This window comes from Komagataeibacter sp. SM21, assembly GCF_041402665.1.
Classification (GTDB): Bacteria; Pseudomonadota; Alphaproteobacteria; order Acetobacterales; family Acetobacteraceae; genus Komagataeibacter; species Komagataeibacter saccharivorans.
In genome coordinates this window covers 103784-120825 of sequence record NZ_JBGLOV010000005.1, presented here as the reverse complement: position 1 = coordinate 120825, position 17042 = coordinate 103784, and the positions used below count along the sequence as shown (strand labels likewise).

15 protein-coding genes are annotated in these 17042 nt (G+C 62.5%); 5 read left to right on the top strand and 10 right to left on the bottom strand.

Annotated features, from left to right (window positions below):
* The first annotated feature begins 30 nt into the window (after window positions 1-30).
* Window positions 31-459, top strand: a complete 429-nt coding sequence (locus ACBR42_RS07150) for a DOPA 4,5-dioxygenase family protein (RefSeq protein ID WP_102323788.1) — start codon at window positions 31-33, stop codon at window positions 457-459.
* Window positions 460-520: 61 nt separating this feature from the next.
* Here the strand turns inward: ACBR42_RS07150 and ACBR42_RS07145 are convergent, their stop codons facing one another.
* The 8 genes from ACBR42_RS07145 to ACBR42_RS07110 form a co-directional block, all read right to left on the bottom strand.
* Window positions 521-1744, bottom strand: a complete 1224-nt coding sequence (locus tag ACBR42_RS07145; protein WP_207918738.1) for an MFS transporter — start codon at window positions 1742-1744, stop codon at window positions 521-523.
* The gene (locus ACBR42_RS07140; protein ID WP_110547818.1) at window positions 1741-2313 is read right to left on the bottom strand and encodes an isochorismatase family protein; all 573 of its coding nucleotides are present in this window, start codon (window positions 2311-2313) and stop codon (window positions 1741-1743) included. The genes ACBR42_RS07145 and ACBR42_RS07140 overlap by 4 nt, the downstream gene beginning before the upstream one ends.
* Window positions 2314-2359: 46 nt before the next feature.
* Window positions 2360-2806: a MarR family winged helix-turn-helix transcriptional regulator gene (locus ACBR42_RS07135; protein ID WP_110547855.1), complete on the bottom strand. Its 447-nt coding sequence runs from the start codon at window positions 2804-2806 to the stop codon at window positions 2360-2362.
* Window positions 2807-2930: 124 nt separating this feature from the next.
* Window positions 2931-3995: an alkene reductase gene (locus tag ACBR42_RS07130; protein ID WP_371207595.1), complete on the bottom strand. Its 1065-nt coding sequence runs from the start codon at window positions 3993-3995 to the stop codon at window positions 2931-2933.
* Between the two features lie 180 nt (window positions 3996-4175).
* Window positions 4176-4697, bottom strand: coding sequence for a RidA family protein (locus ACBR42_RS07125; protein WP_371207594.1), 522 nt, complete (start codon window positions 4695-4697; stop codon window positions 4176-4178).
* A gap of 4 nt (window positions 4698-4701) precedes the next feature.
* Complete coding sequence (locus ACBR42_RS07120; protein ID WP_371207662.1) at window positions 4702-5124, bottom strand: cytochrome c; 423 nt, start codon at window positions 5122-5124, stop codon at window positions 4702-4704.
* Between the two features lie 5 nt (window positions 5125-5129).
* Window positions 5130-6731 (bottom strand): flavin monoamine oxidase family protein, encoded by a 1602-nt coding sequence (locus ACBR42_RS07115; RefSeq protein WP_102323792.1) that lies wholly within the window; start codon window positions 6729-6731, stop codon window positions 5130-5132.
* Between the two features lie 473 nt (window positions 6732-7204).
* Complete coding sequence (locus ACBR42_RS07110) at window positions 7205-8224, bottom strand: glycosyltransferase family 2 protein (protein WP_165927271.1); 1020 nt, start codon at window positions 8222-8224, stop codon at window positions 7205-7207.
* A 621-nt stretch (window positions 8225-8845) separates the two neighbouring features.
* On the opposite strand from ACBR42_RS07110, the gene ACBR42_RS07105 reads away from it, so the two are divergent.
* Entirely contained in the window at window positions 8846-9499 is a 654-nt protein-coding gene (locus ACBR42_RS07105) for a MucR family transcriptional regulator (RefSeq protein ID WP_371207593.1), read from the top strand.
* A 594-nt stretch (window positions 9500-10093) separates the two neighbouring features.
* Here ACBR42_RS07105 and ACBR42_RS07100 read toward each other — a convergent pair.
* On the bottom strand, window positions 10094-10702 hold the full coding sequence (locus tag ACBR42_RS07100) for a glutathione S-transferase (protein ID WP_371207592.1): 609 nt from the start codon (window positions 10700-10702) through the stop codon (window positions 10094-10096).
* Between the two features lie 147 nt (window positions 10703-10849).
* Window positions 10850-11539, bottom strand: coding sequence for a GntR family transcriptional regulator (locus tag ACBR42_RS07095; RefSeq protein ID WP_102323797.1), 690 nt, complete (start codon window positions 11537-11539; stop codon window positions 10850-10852).
* Between the two features lie 381 nt (window positions 11540-11920).
* Between ACBR42_RS07095 and ACBR42_RS07090 the strand changes: the two genes are divergently transcribed.
* From ACBR42_RS07090 to ACBR42_RS07080, 3 genes are all read left to right on the top strand, one after another.
* Complete coding sequence (locus ACBR42_RS07090) at window positions 11921-13189, top strand: cation:dicarboxylate symporter family transporter (protein WP_371207591.1); 1269 nt, start codon at window positions 11921-11923, stop codon at window positions 13187-13189.
* A gap of 85 nt (window positions 13190-13274) precedes the next feature.
* A complete protein-coding gene (locus ACBR42_RS07085; protein ID WP_371207590.1) occupies window positions 13275-15620 on the top strand; it encodes a TonB-dependent receptor in 2346 nt (781 codons plus the stop codon).
* Between the two features lie 137 nt (window positions 15621-15757).
* Complete coding sequence (locus ACBR42_RS07080; RefSeq protein WP_371207589.1) at window positions 15758-17002, top strand: alanine--glyoxylate aminotransferase family protein; 1245 nt, start codon at window positions 15758-15760, stop codon at window positions 17000-17002.
* Window positions 17003-17042: the final 40 nt, after the last annotated feature.

Below are 17042 nucleotides of genomic sequence, written 5' to 3'. Positions count from 1 at the left end.
CGCACGCCCTTACAGGAACCGACCCGCCCCATGACCGACGCCAGCCCATCCCCCCGCCGCGTGGCCGAAATCGCCAGCTACCATGCCCATGTCTATTTCGATGACGCCACGGGCCGCGCCACGGCCACCCGCCTGCGCGACCTGATCGCCGCGCGTTTTCCCGTCCGGCTGGGGCGGTGGCATGACGTGCCGGTCGGCCCGCATGTGGCCCCCATGTACCAGATCGCCTTCGCTACGCCGGTATTCGCGGCGCTTGTGCCATGGCTCATGCTCAATCATGGCGGGCTGAACATCCTGATCCATCCCAATACGCGCAATCCCCGCCGCGACCATCTGTGCGACGGGCTGTGGATCGGCCGCCCCCGCGCCCTGCTGTCCGATCGCCTGCCCGATCATGCCGACGAAGCCGACGGGGCTGGCGAGGTCAACACGCAGCCCGACCCGGCGGCGGAAATCTGATCCCTGCCCGCGCCCGCCTTATGGGCGCGGGTGGTGTTTTGTGAAGTCGCCGGGTGTTGCCCTAATTACGGGTGGCGGCTGCATGCCGGGCACGCCAGCCGATCAGTGCCGCGCCGAAGCCTGATGCCGCCCCCACCATCAATGCCGCCCGCGCGCCAAAACTGTCCGCCACCCATCCCACGAAGGGCGCGCCAACGGGCGTGCCACCCAGCGCAATGCCCACGCGCAGCGCCATCACCCGCCCGCGCATGGCCGGTTCGGTCGCAAGCTGCATAAGGCTGTTGGACGTGCTGGTGAACAGCAGCGTCGCAACCCCGATCACCATAAGGGCGGCCGCAAATGTCCAGTAGGTCGGCGCGCACGCCGCCAGCGTGCAGCCGATGCCAAAAATCACCGCCCCCCACAGCAGGGACCCGAAACGGTCGCGCGTGCTGCGTGCGCTCAGGAACGCCCCGGCGAACGTCCCCGCCGCCATGATGGAGGACAGCATCCCGTACTGCCGCGCATCGGCATGAAACACCTTGACCGCCATGGTGGAGATGAAAATGGGAAAGTTCAGCCCGAACGTCCCGATCAGGAACAGCATCACCAGCACGCTGCGCAGGTCGTGACGCCCCCAGACATAGCGCAGCCCCTGCATGAACGCGCCGCGTCCGCGCGGGGTACGCGGCTTGGCCAGCAGGTCGCCCCGGCGCAGCAGCCGCAGGGACATCAGGACGGCGATGAACGACACGCCATTGAGCATGAACGCCCATCCCGTCCCCACCCATGCGATCAGCAGCCCGCATATGGCGGGGCCGATCATCCGCGCGCCATTGAACGACATGGAATTGACCGCCACGGCGGCGGGCAGGTCCGCATCCCCCACCAGTTCACCCACGAAAGTCTGCCGCGCGGGCGAATCAAATGCCGCAGCCGAACCGAACAGGGCGGCGAAAACGCACACCTCCCACAACCGCACCACATGCATGAGCGTCAGCACGCCCAGAACCAGCGCCAGCCCGCCCATGGCCGCCTGTGTCAGCATAAGCAGCCTGCGCTGGTCATAACGGTCGGCGGCAACCCCGGTCCATGGCAGCAGGACAAGCTGCGGGCCGAACTGCAACGCCATGACCACGCCCACCGCCGATGCGCTGTGGCGTGACAGTTCGGTCAGCACCAGCCAGTCCTGCGCCGTGCGCTGCACCCATGTCCCGATATTGGACACCAGCGCGCCCGCCGCCCACAGCCGGTAATTGAAATGCCCGAAGGGCCGCCAGATGCCGCCCGGCCGCGTGGGGTTCACTGCCCCCGCTTTTCGCGGCCCATCATGCCGATGATGTCGGACGTGGTGCCGACTTCCCCCAGCCGGGGAAAGACGTGCTTCAGGCTGTAATCATGTGCTTCCTCGCGGATGTCGGTCATCACGTCGGATGCAAGGGTGACGTTGAAGCCCGCCTCATAGGCCTGTCGCGCCGTGGCCTCCACCCCCGTAGCGGTGGCGACGCCGATCACGACCACCTGCGTCACCCCCATGCCCTTCAGCCGGGATTCCAGGTCCGTGGTGGCGAACGCCCCCCAAGACCGCTTGGCGCATACGATGTCGCTGGACTGCTGGTTCAGGGCCGGGATCAGATCGGCAAAGTCGTCGGGCACGCCATCGGGGTCGAAGCGCGGGCTTTCGGTGCGCCCCGGCGCGGTGCCCACCACCCGCGCCAGCACGACAGGCAGGCCGCGCGCGCGGAACGTGTTCAGCAGGTCCTGCGTACGTTCGATGATCGGCTTGATGGGATGGACCAGCGGCAGATCGACAATCCCCTTCTGCATGTCAATGACGATCAGGGCCGTTTTGGGGTCCAGTGTGGTTATGGTCATGCGGGCCTCGGCTTGGATAAGGGGTGGCGGGGGATGGCGCGGACCGTCACTCCCCGATTACGCGCCGCAGCAGGGCCACGGCGGCAAGCAGTTCGTCCTGCTCATGCGCGTCAAGATGTGTGGTGATGGCGGTACACAGCCAGTCCTGACGCGCGGCACGGCCCCTGGCCAGCCATTCGCGGCATGTATCGGTCAGCGCCAGCAGGGTCTGCCGCCCATCCGCGGGGTCCGGCGTGCCCGCGATCAGGCCATGGGATTCCAGCACCGTGATGATCCGTCCCATGGATTGCGGGCGCATGGCTTCGGCCCGCGCGAGGGCGGACGCGGTGGCGGGGCCATGTTTTTCCAGCCGCAGCAGCACCGCTGTCTGCGATGGGGTCAGGTCGCCCCCGTCGGACTGCTCACGCAGGCGGCGCTTGAGCTTTCCGACCAGCAGGCGCAGGTCCTCCGCCACGCGGGCGGCGCGGGCACCGTGGGGTGTGTGCGTGTCCATGCCGTGATGATGGCACATGCAGCACCCGCATGTGAAGGATAACTTATCAGTTTAGGTTAATATATTGATGCGGGGGCACCCATGGCCCGCCCCGGCGGACGGGCCATGGCACCGGGCCGGGCCGTCAGTCGCCTGATTCGCCTGCGGTTGGATAATCCACGTATCCCTGCGGGCCGTGGGTATAGAAGGTGGACGGATCGGGCGGGGTCAGGTCCACGCCCGCGCGCATGCGTTCGGGCAGGTCGGGATTGGCGATGAATGCCTGACCGAAGGCCACGGCGTCGGCCCGGCCTTCCTCAACCGCCTTTTCGGCACTGGCGCCGGTGAAGCGTTCATTGGCGATATACACGCCGCCAAACTGCTTTTTAAGCTGCGGGCCAAGGCTGTCCGGTCCTTCGGCTTCACGCGCGCAGATGAACGCGATGCCGCGCCGCCCCAGTTCGGTGGCGACATGGCCAAAGGTGGCGGCGGGGCTGGAATCGCCCATGTCATGCAGGTCGCAGCGCGGCGAGAGGTGCATGCCCACACGGTCCGCGCCCCATACGTCAATGGCGGCGTCGGTCACTTCCAGCATCAGCCGGGCGCGGTTTTCAATCGACCCGCCATAGCGGTCGGTGCGGTGGTTGGTGGAATCCTGCAGGAACTGGTCCAGCAGGTAGCCATTGGCCCCATGGATTTCCACGCCATCGAAACCGGCCACCTGCGCCAGTTCCGCGCCCCGGCGGAAGGCGGCGACGATGCCGGGTATTTCATCCGTTTCCAGCGCGCGGGGGGTGACGTAATCGCGCTTTGGCCGCAGCAGGCTGACATGGCCTTTCGCCGCGATGGCGCTGGGGGCCACGGGAAGCTGGCCATCAAGGAAATACGGGTCCGAAATCCGCCCCACATGCCATAGTTGCAGGAAAATGCGCCCGCCCACCTCATGCACGGCGGATGTGATCTTTTTCCACCCTTCCGCCTGTTCGGCCGTCCAGATGCCCGGCACGCCCTCATATCCGATACCCTGCGGGGTAACGGGCGTCGCTTCGGACAGGATCAGCCCCGCCAGCGCGCGCTGGGCGTAATAGGTAGCCATGAGATCGTTGGGAATATGACCCGCACCCGCGCGCAGGCGGGTCAGCGGGGCCATGATGATCCGGTTGGGCAGCGTCAGCGCGCCCACCTTCAGGGGGGTGAACAGGGTTGGCATATCTGTCTCTCCACGGTTCTGTCGCGGCGATGATGATCCCATCGCCCGCCCGCGGCAAGCACGCCCCGCCCTACGCCATGCCACAGGCAGCCATGCGCCATGGCGGCATCCGCGATTGCATCCGCGTCACCGGCCCCGCATGGCGGCGGCCTGCATGGGCCGGTGGAATCACGCCCTGTTTCAGCCCGCCTTTTTCGCGGGCGGACGGACGGCGGTGACTTCTATTTCAACCAGCCAGCCGGGATTGGCCAGATGGGCCACGCCAAAGGCGGAACGGGTGGGCAGGTCCGGCTGCGTTGCCGTGCCGAAGAACTGGGTATAGCCCTTCATCATGCCATCGAAATCCAGTTTGCCCAGACTGGGGTCCTGCGCCATGTAGATGTGCATCTGCACGATGTCGCCCATGGTCAGGCCGAGGGTTTTCAGCGTGTCCTCGATGCGTTTCAGCGCGCCGCGCGTCTGGGCCTGCGTGTCGCCATAGGCTGCGATGGAATGCGGGTCGGCCTTCGCATCCACCACCGGCGCGCCCATGCCGCTAAGATAGATGGTGGCGGCCCCTGCCGGTACCTCGATGGCGGACGCGATGGGGAATTTGCCCTCATGATGGCGCACGACGCCATCCGCGCCGTGGGCCGCGGGCAGTGCTGCGGCCATGGCGGACACAAGCGTCAGGATGCCAAGTGCTCTGGTGTGGCGGGGCATGGCGTTATTCCTCTTCCGGGGTGTGGGGCGGGCGCTGGGTCGCAACGTCCCGGGCGGTGATGGCATCCGTGTAATGGTTGCCGAAATGGGTGCGGATGTAATTGACGACTTCGGCAATCTGCTGGTCATTGAGGATACCGCCAAGCCACGGCATGCCGCCATACCCGTTCAGGACGACATAGACGGGGTAGGCGCTGCTCTGCAGTTTGGGATTGTCGGCAAAGGCGGGGAAACGCGCCCCGGCCCCCATCGCGCCCCGGCCATCGGGCATGTGGCAGCCCTGACAGACATGCTGGTAGACCGCCTCCCCTGAATTGAGGGGCTGGACGGGGCCTGAAAACCCGCTGGCCGTATCGGCGTGTGCGGCGATGCCCGCCACCAGCGGCAGCATGGCGGCCATGACGCCCGCGAAAACAGTCCTGCGCATCATCATCATGCCCCCTGCGCGCGCTGGTGTAGCTGTGTGACGGCGGACAGGGCGGACAGGATCGCCCCTTCCTGCCAGCACCCGACATAGGACGCATGTTCGCCCGCCAGAACCACCCGGTTATCCATGGTGCACAATGCCTTGTAATGTGTCTTGCGGGCCTGTTCGCTCCACATGGAACAGCAGCCCATGGTCCATGGCGTGCGGCTCCAGGCAAAGCTGATCCCGTTGGAAAATTCCTTGCGGTACTGCCGGGGGTGCAGCACTTCCCCCTGCGTCAGCGCCGCTTCCAGCCGCTGCGCGGGTGTCATGCCCGCGAAATCATAGGCGGCGGGACCGAACATGTACCCCCCCAGCAGGACCGCAGGCCCGCGCGACAGATAGCCGTGGCTGGGATAGGAAATCTGGCTGATCGGCTGGTCGGTGAAGGAAATGCCGCCATAGATCTGTTCGTCCTCCTCCCAGAAGCGGCGGCGGAACTCCAGCCCCATCTTGACGGAGGACGCATAGGGCACCGCCATGATGGCCGCCTGCATCGCCGGGCTGACCTGCACATCAAGCTGCGACAGGACGGGCAGCGGAATGGTGCATACGCAGTAATCGGCCTGTGCCTCACGCACAACGCCGCCGTGGTTCATGTCGCCATAGGTAACGCTTACGCCCCTGTCATTCTGGTGAATGGCCGAGACGCGGCAGTTCAGGGTTATCAGGTCATGCACCTGCCGGGTGAACCCCCTGCCGATCATGTCCATGCCGCCCACGGGCTGGAACATGGTGGTCTGCATGTCAAGATGTTCGTGAAAGGCCATCCACGTCCACAGCCCCGAACGCATCACGTCCTTGCGCGCCAGCAGCCCGGACGGCACGGGGGCGCCGTCCGGCCCGGCGCCGGCGGCCTTTTCATACCCGCGTGTTTCCGATGTCAGGCGGCCCTTGCGATAGGCCATGGAGGCATCAAGGTTGCCCCATTCGCGCATGGCGGCGCGCAGGTATTCGTGTTCATCCGCGCCAACCACGTCATCCAGCCGGTGCTGGTCGATGGCCTTGGCCAGAAGTTCCGCGGTGAACCCGTGGAAATCGGCAGAAAACTCCCGATACCGCACCGGGCTGCCGTTGAAGGCGGATGAGGAATGGAGCCATGAATTGTGGTTCAGTTCCACAAACGGCTCAAGCTCGATGCCGAATTCCCGGCAGTAATGCAGCAGCCCCTGATGGTGGTAGGGAATGCGCCACGGGCCGGGATTGATGTAGTTGCCGGGCGCGAAGCCGACCTTCTGCGTGGCCCCGCCCAGTTCGGTAATGGTGTCGCCGCCGCGCAGGCTGATATTGCGCCCGCCGCTGCGGCCCTGAAACTCCAGCACCTGCACCTGATATCCGGCCTTGCGCAGTTCATGGGCCGCCAGCATGCCCGCAAGTCCCGCCCCCAGCACCAGTACGCGCGTGCCCCGCCGCGCCCCGGTCAGGACGGGTGGGCCGCTAAAGTCGGTTCCCTGCGCATGGCCGAGGGAGGTCATGGCCTGATAAAGCGCCGCACTGCCCGCAAGCGCGCCGATACGGGTCAAAAGCTGTCGGCGTGTAGGAAGACCCCTGCGTCCGGTATCCGGCATCCATAAACTCCTGTCGGCTGGAAGACTATTTTCTCACCCCAATTCGAAACGAATAACTCACTATTTTATAATATAAAAGTACCTTTGCGCATGCAGACAGCATTCAGCCCGCCCCGACTTTGGACGCAACAGTCCACGCCCGGTCATTTCGACAGCGCGACAGGTCGGCATTCCCGCGCGGGCGACGGGTCGCGCGGGATCGTTCACGATTGGGTGCGGACGGGATAACGGGGCGTCATGTAACGGGAAACGCATCGCAGGCGGGCTACGGCCCCCGCCCGCGGTGTGAAGGATGTCGGGGATGAAGGGGTCCGTAAGGCGGTGCCGTGGCACGGCAGGTACCGCACGCAGATTGCTGGCAGGGATGACAGGCGGTTCGTCCATGGCGGGACGCTGAAACGGCCCGTCCGCCCACGGGCCGGGCGCAGGCGCAGGGGCATGGGCGGACGGGGATCTGGCACGAAAGCGGGCGTTTACGGCGGTCGGCACAGGGGCATGCGGCGCTCGATTTTCCCGATGATCGCAGGGTTGAAATCGCTCTGGACCAGATGCAGTTTCCGGCGCACGAAATCCATGACCCACAGGAAACATACGTCAATGCCGATGCGCGGCAGCGTGCGCAGCGCCAGCACGAAATGCCGCGTCTGCAACGACCATAGCAGATACTGAAGCCACAGCGCCTTTTCCCGGTAATCCAGAATCATCCGCACCCGCGCATAATCCGCGCGCTGCCGCCCATGCGCGCACAGCCATTCACGCAGCAGGCGGTTGACCTCTATCTGCCCGGTCGTGGGCGTGGTCAGTTGCGACAGGGAATGCGTGCGGACCGAGTAGGCGTAAAGCGGCGTGGAAACGAACCGCATCCGCGCCCCGGAAACCAGCAGGCAGGCATAGAACAGGAAGTCTTCGCCCAGATGGACCGTTTCATCATAGCGCACGCCCGCGCGTTCGATGGTGCTGCGGCGCATCACCGCCTTTATCAGCCCGATATTGCGGGTGTCCTTGCGTCCGGGCCAGTCCATCAGCACGAAATCGGACAGCGGAATATCCGCCCCGCCCTGCATCCACGCATCGCGCATGGTCAGGCCAAGTGTGCGCCCGGTGCCGAATTCAACCAGTGTCTGCTGGTCCGCCACCAGATCGACGCCATGCTGCTCCAGCACGTCCACCATAATTGCCAGTCGCTGCGGCAGCCATACGTCGTCAGCATCCAGCACCGCGACGAACGCGCCACGCGCCATGTCCAGCCCCCGGTTCCGCGCGGCGGAAACCCCCATGCGCTCAGGCTGGTGGAGCACAGTGACGCGCGCGTCCTGATCGTGGATCGCGCCGACCACATCGACCGTATTGTCGGTCGAGGCGTCATCAACCACGATCAGTTCGAAATCGCCCAGTGTCTGCGCCAGAACCGATGCGATGGCATTGCCGATGAAGTCGCCGCCATTCCATACCGGGATGATGACGGTTACTTTTGGTGATGCAGTTGTATCCATGGATTTTCTCCTGGACAGGTTTGTTATACTGCCTGATGAGAGATTGTATTTCCTGTAATATCCACGCACACCCGGATGCAGGGATGCCCCTGATCCCGGCCCCGTGGTGATCTTTCGTGCCGTGCCGGGGTATCGAAGCCCCCAGCGGGGCTGAAGTCATGGTCATCTGCCCCCGGGGCGGCGGGCTGCGTGCCCGGGGGCATAACGTCGCGTTTATCAAACCGTTCTATGCAGGGGAATGTGGCATATTGTTACCGGGCACGACATGGCGTGAAATAATACGGTCCCTGCCCTGCACCCTGCCCATGCCGGGTTTCCGTATCGCTCGCGCGGCGGATCGGGGGTGGGCCTTCATGAAATGAATAAAGTATTAATCGCGTCTTTTTTATGGTTTTTATGAATTTTATTTATCGTTACAGAAAAACCGCCCTGCGCCCGCCCCATCTTTTGCGCGGCTGCATTCCCCCTGATCCCGCGGCGCGGACAGGAAATAAAGCCGGAAGGTCATGACCCGGCGGGACTGTGTTATGACGTGATATTCTGTCACGCCAAAAAGAAACTCCGCTGCGGTCGCGCTGTTGTTTCAATTTAAACCATCACCATTTCAGGAAGGGCCGTATTATGGAACAGTCAGATGACATGTCCCCCGCCATCATCATGGCCATGACCGATATTGTTGCGGCGCATCTTGGCAATACCAATACATCCGTGCCTACGGCTGATGTTCCCGCCTTCATCCGCGATGTTTACGCCGCAATACGCGAAATAGCGCCACAACCCGCACCGGAACCCGCCCACCGGGTGCAGCCGCCCGCCGTGCCGGTGGACCAGTCGGTCTTTCCTGACCATATCGTCTGTCTGGAAGACGGGCGGAAGCTCAAGATGCTGCGCCGTCACCTGATGACGAATTACCATATGACCCCCGCGCAGTACCGCGCGAAATGGGGCCTGCCGGGTGATTATCCGCTGGTCGCCCCCGATTACGCGAAAAAGCGGGCTGACGTGGCGCGGGAAACCGGTCTGGGCCGCAGGATCGTCCCCCATTCCGCAGCACCCGCATCCGCGCCCGAACCCCCTGCGCCGGACACGGCAGCCCCTGCTGCTACGCAGGCCGCCGCCCGGACCGAACCTGATAAGGTCGAACCCGACGAAGCGACCCCCGCAAAGCCCGCGTCCAAACCATCCCGCCGCGCCGCCGCCCGGACGGCACCCGCCCCGGCCAGACCACGCCCGGCGCGCAAGGCCCCATCGCGCGGCAAGGCAAAATCATCCTGATCCCATATGACGGCATACTCAGGGCGGGCTGAACTCAAGGCCCATCCTGTCCGGCTTCATCTGACAGCCGGTTACTGATCCAGAAGCAGGCATGAAACAGATCATTCACGCCTGTAAATCCGGGACGTACGGTGATTTTACTGGAGACGGGGATTATTCACCCATACGCAGTATTCTGATTCATGCCGGGCCTCTTTTATGACGGTCAAGGAAGTAAGGACAGGCCGGAATAATTCGGCCATTCAACTCCGCATGCCTGTTCCACAAGGGGCTGGTGGGCCACTTGCATATATGCCCGGTTACAGCGTGACGGAAATGACTGGAAGATTTATCAGGCAGACCCATATCCCGATACTGACCTGCCTGATTGTGCGGGCAGATAGGTAATTGATTAAGGGTATGGTTTCTTCCCAGAACAAATACGCACTGACTACAGGCGTTTCAGACACCCTGATAAAAAATCGCCTCGGACGCCTGCGTGCTTCCTGATCGTGCGTTTTTCAGGCAGTATTCACCAATGCCGCCCTTATGAAAAAGGCGGCATCAGGAACGTTTTATTATCAGCAAGCGGCATGAACCCTGCGGCGCGTGGGGTCAGGCCAGCCCTTCTTCCGTCATGGCCTTGCGGGCGGCGGGACGGGCAAAAACCCGGTCGCGCAGCGCACATGCGCGGGGGTAGGCGGAAAGATCCACGTTGACATGGGGCGCCCAGCTCAGGATCACCGCCAGCAGCGCATCGGCCTGCGTAAAGCCTGCGGGCAGGAGATGGCCGTTTTCACCCGCCGTCAGGATGGCTTCGACCTGCTTCATCCGCCGGGTAATGAGCGCCAGTATCCGCTCGCGCATGACATCGGGCAGGTCGGGGGCAAACAGGGGACCGAAGGCTGAATGCACATCCTCGCAGAAGCCAAGTGCTTCCAGCAGGCGGGCATGTTCCAGCGAATGCGGCGCGGGCCTGAACGCCGGGTTTTCCGACCGGCTGCCGATATAGGGCAGCACCGCCACGTTCTGCGTAAGGACGACGCCGGGCGAAATCTCCAGCGCGGGCACGGCGCCACGCGGGTTGATCTTCAGGTAATCGCGCCCGTCGGCTGTTGTCTTGGCCTTCAGGTCCACCTGTTCCAGACCGTAGGGCAATCCCGTTTCAACAAGAATGATGTGCGAGGCAAGGGAACACGCACCCGGAGCATAATAAAGCTTCATCGTTCCGTCCTTTGGTTAAGGCGCGTGAAGGGAAGCACATGGACCTGCAAATAGGAAGCGTTCATCACGGCGAACACCCCTGCCCTACGGACAACATTCCGCCATGCCTGCGCATGCTGTCCCCGACACGGATGCGGCCGGTGGAAATCAGATCCCCTGAAGGGCAGCCTTCAGATGTTCCAGCCGGTTTGCGACGTGGCGGTAGTTCAGGGCCTTTTCGACATGGCGCAGGTGGACATCCATCAACCGCGCGGCTTCCGTCGGGTCTCCCTTTTCCAGCGCATCAATGATCTGGCCATGTTCGCAGCATGATTCGTGCGCGTCATGGGTGGATTGATACAGGGCCGCAATCAGCACCGTGCGTGTCGTCAGGTCCTGCAACAGGGAACCGATCACGGGATTGCCAAGGGTTTCGGCAAGGCAGACATGGAAATGGCCCAGAAGATAGCTGCGCTGCGCGCGGTCGCCCGATGCAAGCGCCTGCTGTTCAGACAGGACATGCTCGCGCAATGTGCGGATCTGCGCGGGCTGGATGTCATGGATGGTGACGAGCATCCCCACTTCCAGCGCGCGCCGGGCGTCGATCGTGTGGCGTGCCTCCTCCACGGATGGCTCGATGACGAACCATCCCCGGCGGGGCGAGACTTCGACAATGCCACGGGCCTGCAGGCGCATCATGGCTTCCCGGACAAGCGTGCGGGAGACATTGAAAATCTGGGAAAGATCTTTTTCGCCCAGTCGCTCCCCCGGGGCGATATGACCCGACAGGGCCGCCCGGATGATGCGATCCTCGATGATGTGAGGATTTCTGTCAGCCGTTTTGTCTTGCTCTTGCATACCAGCGAGTATGCGCAAGCGGACAGGGTTTGGCAACGCAATCAATGTGCCAGCCGGTTTCCGGCTGCCGCGGGCCAGCGCCGCCGCGGGCATGGTGTTTCATAACGGCAACAGAACACAAAAAACGCAAAACGGCGCAGGACCGGCTTTATTTCACATAAGTATATGATGAAAAACGGTTTATATCGCGAAAACGATACCAGAACACCCTGATTCCTGTTTCCGTAACCGTTTCGGCTGCGCACATGCGCTCGTTTCGGTGTGCATTACATCTTGTATGCAAGATCGTATTCGTTATGGTTGTTTCCTGATAGACCATTTGGTGTTCAAGGATGCTGGCAGGAAAACCCCGGTATCTGGAAAGGTATAGAGTGTAACGAAATGCGTTTTTGCCGATCGCTGTTTTTCCAGATCGTGCTGGCGACCGTGCTTGGCGTCACGTTGGGCCTTGCGACGCCGGGTATCGCGGTGTCGCTTAAACCGCTGAGCGACCTGTTCTTGAGGCTGATCGCCATGCTTGTGGGGCCGCTTGTTTTCTGCGTGGTGGTGCAGGGCATCGCCGGGGCGGGCAACCTGCGCACGGTGGGGCGGATCGGCCTGAAGGCGCTGGTCTATTTTGAAGTCACAACCACCATCGCCCTGTGCCTTGGTGTGGCGGCGGCGGCGATATTCCAGCCGGGGGCCGGGATGAATATCGATGCTGGCGCGCTGACACAAAGCCTGCCCGGCCAGTTCGGGGACAGTGCGGCGACCCTGCGCCATGAGGGTCTGGTGGGTTTCCTTTTACATCTCGTGCCCCAGAATCCCCTCAGCGCGTTTGTGCATAACGATGTGTTGCAGGTTCTTGTGTTTGCGATCCTGTTCGGCTGCGGGCTGTCCATGGCCGGGGAACAGGGAAAACCGGCGGCGGCGCTGATTGATTCAGTCGCGGCTGTCCTGTTTCGCATAATGGGCATGGTCATCCGGGTGGCCCCGATCGGGGTTCTGGGGGCGATCGCCTATACCGTCGGTCATTTCGGCGCAGGCTCCCTCGGGCAGCTCGGGGTGTTTGTCGCGCTGTATTCGGCGCTGGTTGCAGTGTTCGTTCTGGTCGGGCTCGGGCTGCTGCTGCGGCTGTGTGGCATCAGCATCTTTTCCTTCATCTGGTACCTGCGCACGGAACTGACGGTTGTTCTGGCAACCACGTCATCCGATGCGGTGCTGCCCCAGATCATGGAAAAACTGGCCGCCATCGGCATACCGCGCGAAGTCGTGGGGCTTGTCATCCCGACGGGATATTCCTTCAACCTTGATGCGCTTTCCATCTATCTGGGGCTTGCGGTTCTCTTTCTGGCCCAGGCATCGGGGGTTCACCTGACCTGGACACAGATATTCCTGGTTACGGGTACCGCCCTCGTCACATCGAAAGGCGCGCATGGCGTGCCGGGGGTGGCGATTGTCATTCTTGCCGCAACGCTGGCGGTCGTGCCGGAAATCCCGCCTGTCGGGCTGGTGCTTCTGGTTGCGGTGGACTGGTTTATCGGCATTGCGCGGGCGCTGGGCAATGTCATGGGCAACTGCATCGCAACCATTGCTGTCGCGAAATGGGAAGGCCGGCTGGATGTGGCCACGGCCCAACGTGTCCTGCGTTCGGCGCGGTCAGGGCAGTAGAACAGTTAAAATATAAGTTCAGGCTGAAATCTGTATTTCTTAAATCTGTGTGGAAAACACCTAACGTTACCAGACGAGGTTCTTCATGTCGTCCCGTCCATTCTTCGTCAAACTGCATCTGGGTCTTACGGCATCGGTTTCCTGTGCCGCGATGATGCAGGTCTCCTCCCTTGCTGCGGCAACGCCCGTGGTGGCGCAGAAGCCCGCCAGGGCGCATGTCCATCAGGCATCCGGGCAGGGCGTGGCGAAAGATCATGCCGCCGTACCCCACGCCGCGCCCGAAAGCATAAAGGTCAGCGCCGCGCGTGCCGTGCAGTTCCGCCGCGAACAGCATGTGCCTGATTCCGCCACCCATATTTCGGGCAAGGAACTGGTGGAGCGGAACGTGCGCGCCATGACAGACCTGATCCGCGTGGCGCCGAACCTGAGCATACAGCCATCCAACGGGTCCGCGGGCCTGAATTTCGTGCTGCGCGGGGTGGGCATGGCGGACCTGACGCAGAACAACATCCCGTCGGTCATGCCGTATGTCGATGGTGTCGCCCTGCCCGTTACGGTCATGACATCGGCCATCATGTACGACATGGACAACGTGTCGGTAAATCCGGGGCAGTCCGGCTTTACCCATGGCATGACCACCACCGGGGGCGAGATCAATTTCCATACGGCGGACCCCACGCCCCAGTTCCACGCGGGCGTTACGGAAGACATCGCCAGTTACGGCCGTAACCGCGTGGAAGGTTTCGTATCCGGCCCGATATCGCGTTCGGTTTCATACCGGATTTCGGGCATGTCCATGACGGGCGGGGGATTCCAGCATAACAGTCAGGGTGCCGGTTACGGGAATGCGGATATCGGTGCGCTGCGTGGCAAGCTGAAATGGCAGATTGACGACACCACCCGTCTGGACGTGGGTGGACACTGGAGCACCGACCAGTCCGACGCCCCCGGGGGCGCGGTCATGGTGAACAGTTATGGCGTACCCGCCAGCACCGACCTGATGCAGACGAACTGGGGCCTGAGCAAACAGTTCGCCAATGCCATCGGGGTGAACCCGGCCAACCAGAAGCCGCGTGAAAACAACCTGTCATGGGGCGTGAACATCCATTTCACCAAGGATTTCACGTGGGGAAAGCTGAGTTCAACCAGCGCGTACGAGATGCTGGACGAACATGAACTGTCGGACCAGACCAATACCGCGCTGGCTTATGGCAATATGTACCGTAATAACCAGACCAATTTCTTCTCGCAGGAAATAAAGCTGGAATCCAGTAATGCGGCGGACCGGCTGCAATGGGCGGTGGGCATGTACTATAACCGTGGCCGGACGAATGACAATTTCTGGTATGACATGTCCGACCGCTATGCATCGAGCGATAACGGCAAATACTTCTACAAAACAGCTTATGGGCAGGACGAGCAGACCTTCAACCAGTATGCCCAGCTTTCATACCGGCTGGTTCGCGGGTTGCGCCTGATTGGCGCGATCAGCCATGAATCGGATGATCGCCAGCTTATTGACCTGGTGGGCACGACCTATGAGGGCACGGGCGCGCCCAAGGTCCAGTCATTCGGGTCCAGCGGCGCGCTTGCCAACCAGTTTTCGGGTCGGGTGGGGCTGGAATACCAGATCACGCACGACATCATGACCTATGTCGATTTCCGTCGTGGTTTCAAACCGGGCGGTTTTTCGGCAAACATGACCAGCGTTGCCGCGCAGCTACGCCCCTTCAAGCCTGAACAGGTGATGAGTTATGAAGGCGGCTTCAAGACATCCTTCATGAATGACCGCATCCGTTTCAATGCCGCCGGTTTTTACTATGACTATCGTGACCAGCAGCTTCTGGGAACGATCGTGGTGCCGCAGTACGGCACGGAAGGCACATATGTAAACGCGCCGCGTTCCTATATTTACGGTGCGGAATTCAACGCCATGGTCCGCCCGTTCCGGGGCATGACCCTGTCACAGAACTTCGGCTACCAGCATGGCGTGTACAGCCAGTACCAGGGCGTCAACAAATCCGCCACCACCGATCTGTATAATGCGACCGGGCAATGGACGGCGGTGAACACCAATTACAACGGTGCGGGCATGGGGCTGGCCAACCTGACCCTTAGTGGCGCCGCAACATATACATGGAAACTGTTGCGCAATTACCGCATGACGTTCGATGTCGATTACAGTTACCGTGGCGCGCAGACCCAGCCACAGTATATCGGCTATGGCGGATATTACCGCGCGCCCGCATATTTTCTGGTCAACAGCTTCCTGACATTCTCCGCCCCCCAGCAGCACTGGTCCGTAACCGTATATGGCCAGAACCTTGCCGACCGGCATTACTGGCTGTCCGGTGGCACGCAGTCCACATTCTATTCCGTCATTCCGGGGAACCCGCGCTTTGTGGGCGCGCGCATCAACTGCACCTACTGATTTGTAACCGGAATACATGGCCGCCCCCACCATCAGGCACCGCCATGATCGCGCGCCCCTTCCCCGGCCCATGCGGATACGGACGAAGCCCTGCGCGCGATGACCACTTTTATCGGACTTTTTGAGAGACGTTTCGGATGACCCAGACATTTTACGGCCAGATCAACCCTCCCGCCCGGCTGCTGATGGGGCCGGGACCGGTCAACGCGCATCCGCGCGTGCTGCGCGCCATGGCGGCCGACATGCTGGGCCAGTTCGACCCCGAAATGACGGGTTACATGAACCAGACGATGGATCTCTACCGTCAGGTTTTCATGACCGCAAACCGCTGGACCTTCCTTGTGGACGGCACGGCCCGCGCCGGGATCGAGGCGGCGCTGGTCTCGCTGGTCGAACCGGGGATGAAGCTTCTTGTGGTGCGGGCGGGCCGCTTCGGGCTGCTCCTGTCCGAAATTGCTGCGCGCATCGGGGCGGAAATCGTAACGCTGGACATCCCGTGGGGCGAGGTCGCAACCCCTGAACAGATCGAGGACGCGATCATCACCCACCGCCCGCATGTGCTGGCCTGCATCCATGGCGATACCTCCACCACCATGGCCCAGCCGCTCGATGGCGTGGGCGCGCTGTGCCGTAAATATGACGTGCTGTCCTATGTCGATGCCACGGCGACGCTGGGCGGCATGGCGGTTGCGACCGACCGCTGGGGTGTGGATGTGGTCAGCGGCGGCCTGCAGAAGTGCATGGGCGGACCGCCGGGTTCCGCGCCGATTACCGTATCAGACCGGGCGGCGGCGCATATCTTCTCGCGCCGCCATGTCGAAGCCGGTATCCGGGGCAGCGACACCACCGACGGCGCGCGGGCGCGCATTCCGTCGAACTATCTCGATCTGGCGATGATCATGGATTACTGGTCCGAAAAGCGCCTCAACCACCATACCGAGGCCACCAGCATGCTCTACGCCGCGCGTGAAGCCGCGCGTATCATGGTGGAGGAAGGGCTGGAAAACCGCTTTGCCCGCCATGCCAGCGCATCGCGCGCGATGTGCGCGGGGCTGCGTGCGATGGGTCTGGAACTGTTTGGCAGCGACGCGCACCGCATGACCAACGTGACGGGCGTGTACATTCCCGCCAGCGTCGATGGCGAACGGGTGCGCGGCCGCATGCGCGAGGATTTTGAAATCGAGATCGGCACCGCCTTCGGCCCGCTGCAGGGCAAGGTCTGGCGCATCGGGGCCATGGGCTACAATGCCGAGAAGTCGAAGGTGCTGCTCACCCTCGGCGCGCTCGAAGCCGTGCTGCGTCAGGAGGGCCATGCCTTTACCGCGGGCGCAGGCGTGGATGCGGCGCTTGCAGCTTACAACGCCATGACGGTTCCCGCCTGACCGATAACCTCACGTCAGGACGGGTTTCCGGCCATGCCGG

Coding starts and splice junctions, on each gene's coding strand:
- ACBR42_RS07080 (WP_371207589.1), top strand. CDS start 15,758: ATGACCCAGACATTTTACGGCCAGATCAACCCTCCCGCCCGGCTGCTG.
- ACBR42_RS07135 (WP_110547855.1), bottom strand. CDS start 2,806: ATGGACACGCACACACCCCACGGTGCCCGCGCCGCCCGCGTGGCGGAG.
- ACBR42_RS07095 (WP_102323797.1), bottom strand. CDS start 11,539: ATGCAAGAGCAAGACAAAACGGCTGACAGAAATCCTCACATCATCGAG.
- ACBR42_RS07085 (WP_371207590.1), top strand. CDS start 13,275: ATGTCGTCCCGTCCATTCTTCGTCAAACTGCATCTGGGTCTTACGGCA.
- ACBR42_RS07130 (WP_371207595.1), bottom strand. CDS start 3,995: ATGCCAACCCTGTTCACCCCCCTGAAGGTGGGCGCGCTGACGCTGCCC.
- ACBR42_RS07140 (WP_110547818.1), bottom strand. CDS start 2,313: ATGACCATAACCACACTGGACCCCAAAACGGCCCTGATCGTCATTGAC.
- ACBR42_RS07105 (WP_371207593.1), top strand. CDS start 8,846: ATGGAACAGTCAGATGACATGTCCCCCGCCATCATCATGGCCATGACC.
- ACBR42_RS07090 (WP_371207591.1), top strand. CDS start 11,921: ATGCGTTTTTGCCGATCGCTGTTTTTCCAGATCGTGCTGGCGACCGTG.
- ACBR42_RS07115 (WP_102323792.1), bottom strand. CDS start 6,731: ATGCCGGATACCGGACGCAGGGGTCTTCCTACACGCCGACAGCTTTTG.
- ACBR42_RS07100 (WP_371207592.1), bottom strand. CDS start 10,702: ATGAAGCTTTATTATGCTCCGGGTGCGTGTTCCCTTGCCTCGCACATC.
- ACBR42_RS07150 (WP_102323788.1), top strand. CDS start 31: ATGACCGACGCCAGCCCATCCCCCCGCCGCGTGGCCGAAATCGCCAGC.
- ACBR42_RS07125 (WP_371207594.1), bottom strand. CDS start 4,697: ATGCCCCGCCACACCAGAGCACTTGGCATCCTGACGCTTGTGTCCGCC.
- ACBR42_RS07110 (WP_165927271.1), bottom strand. CDS start 8,224: ATGGATACAACTGCATCACCAAAAGTAACCGTCATCATCCCGGTATGG.
- ACBR42_RS07120 (WP_371207662.1), bottom strand. CDS start 5,124: ATGCGCAGGACTGTTTTCGCGGGCGTCATGGCCGCCATGCTGCCGCTG.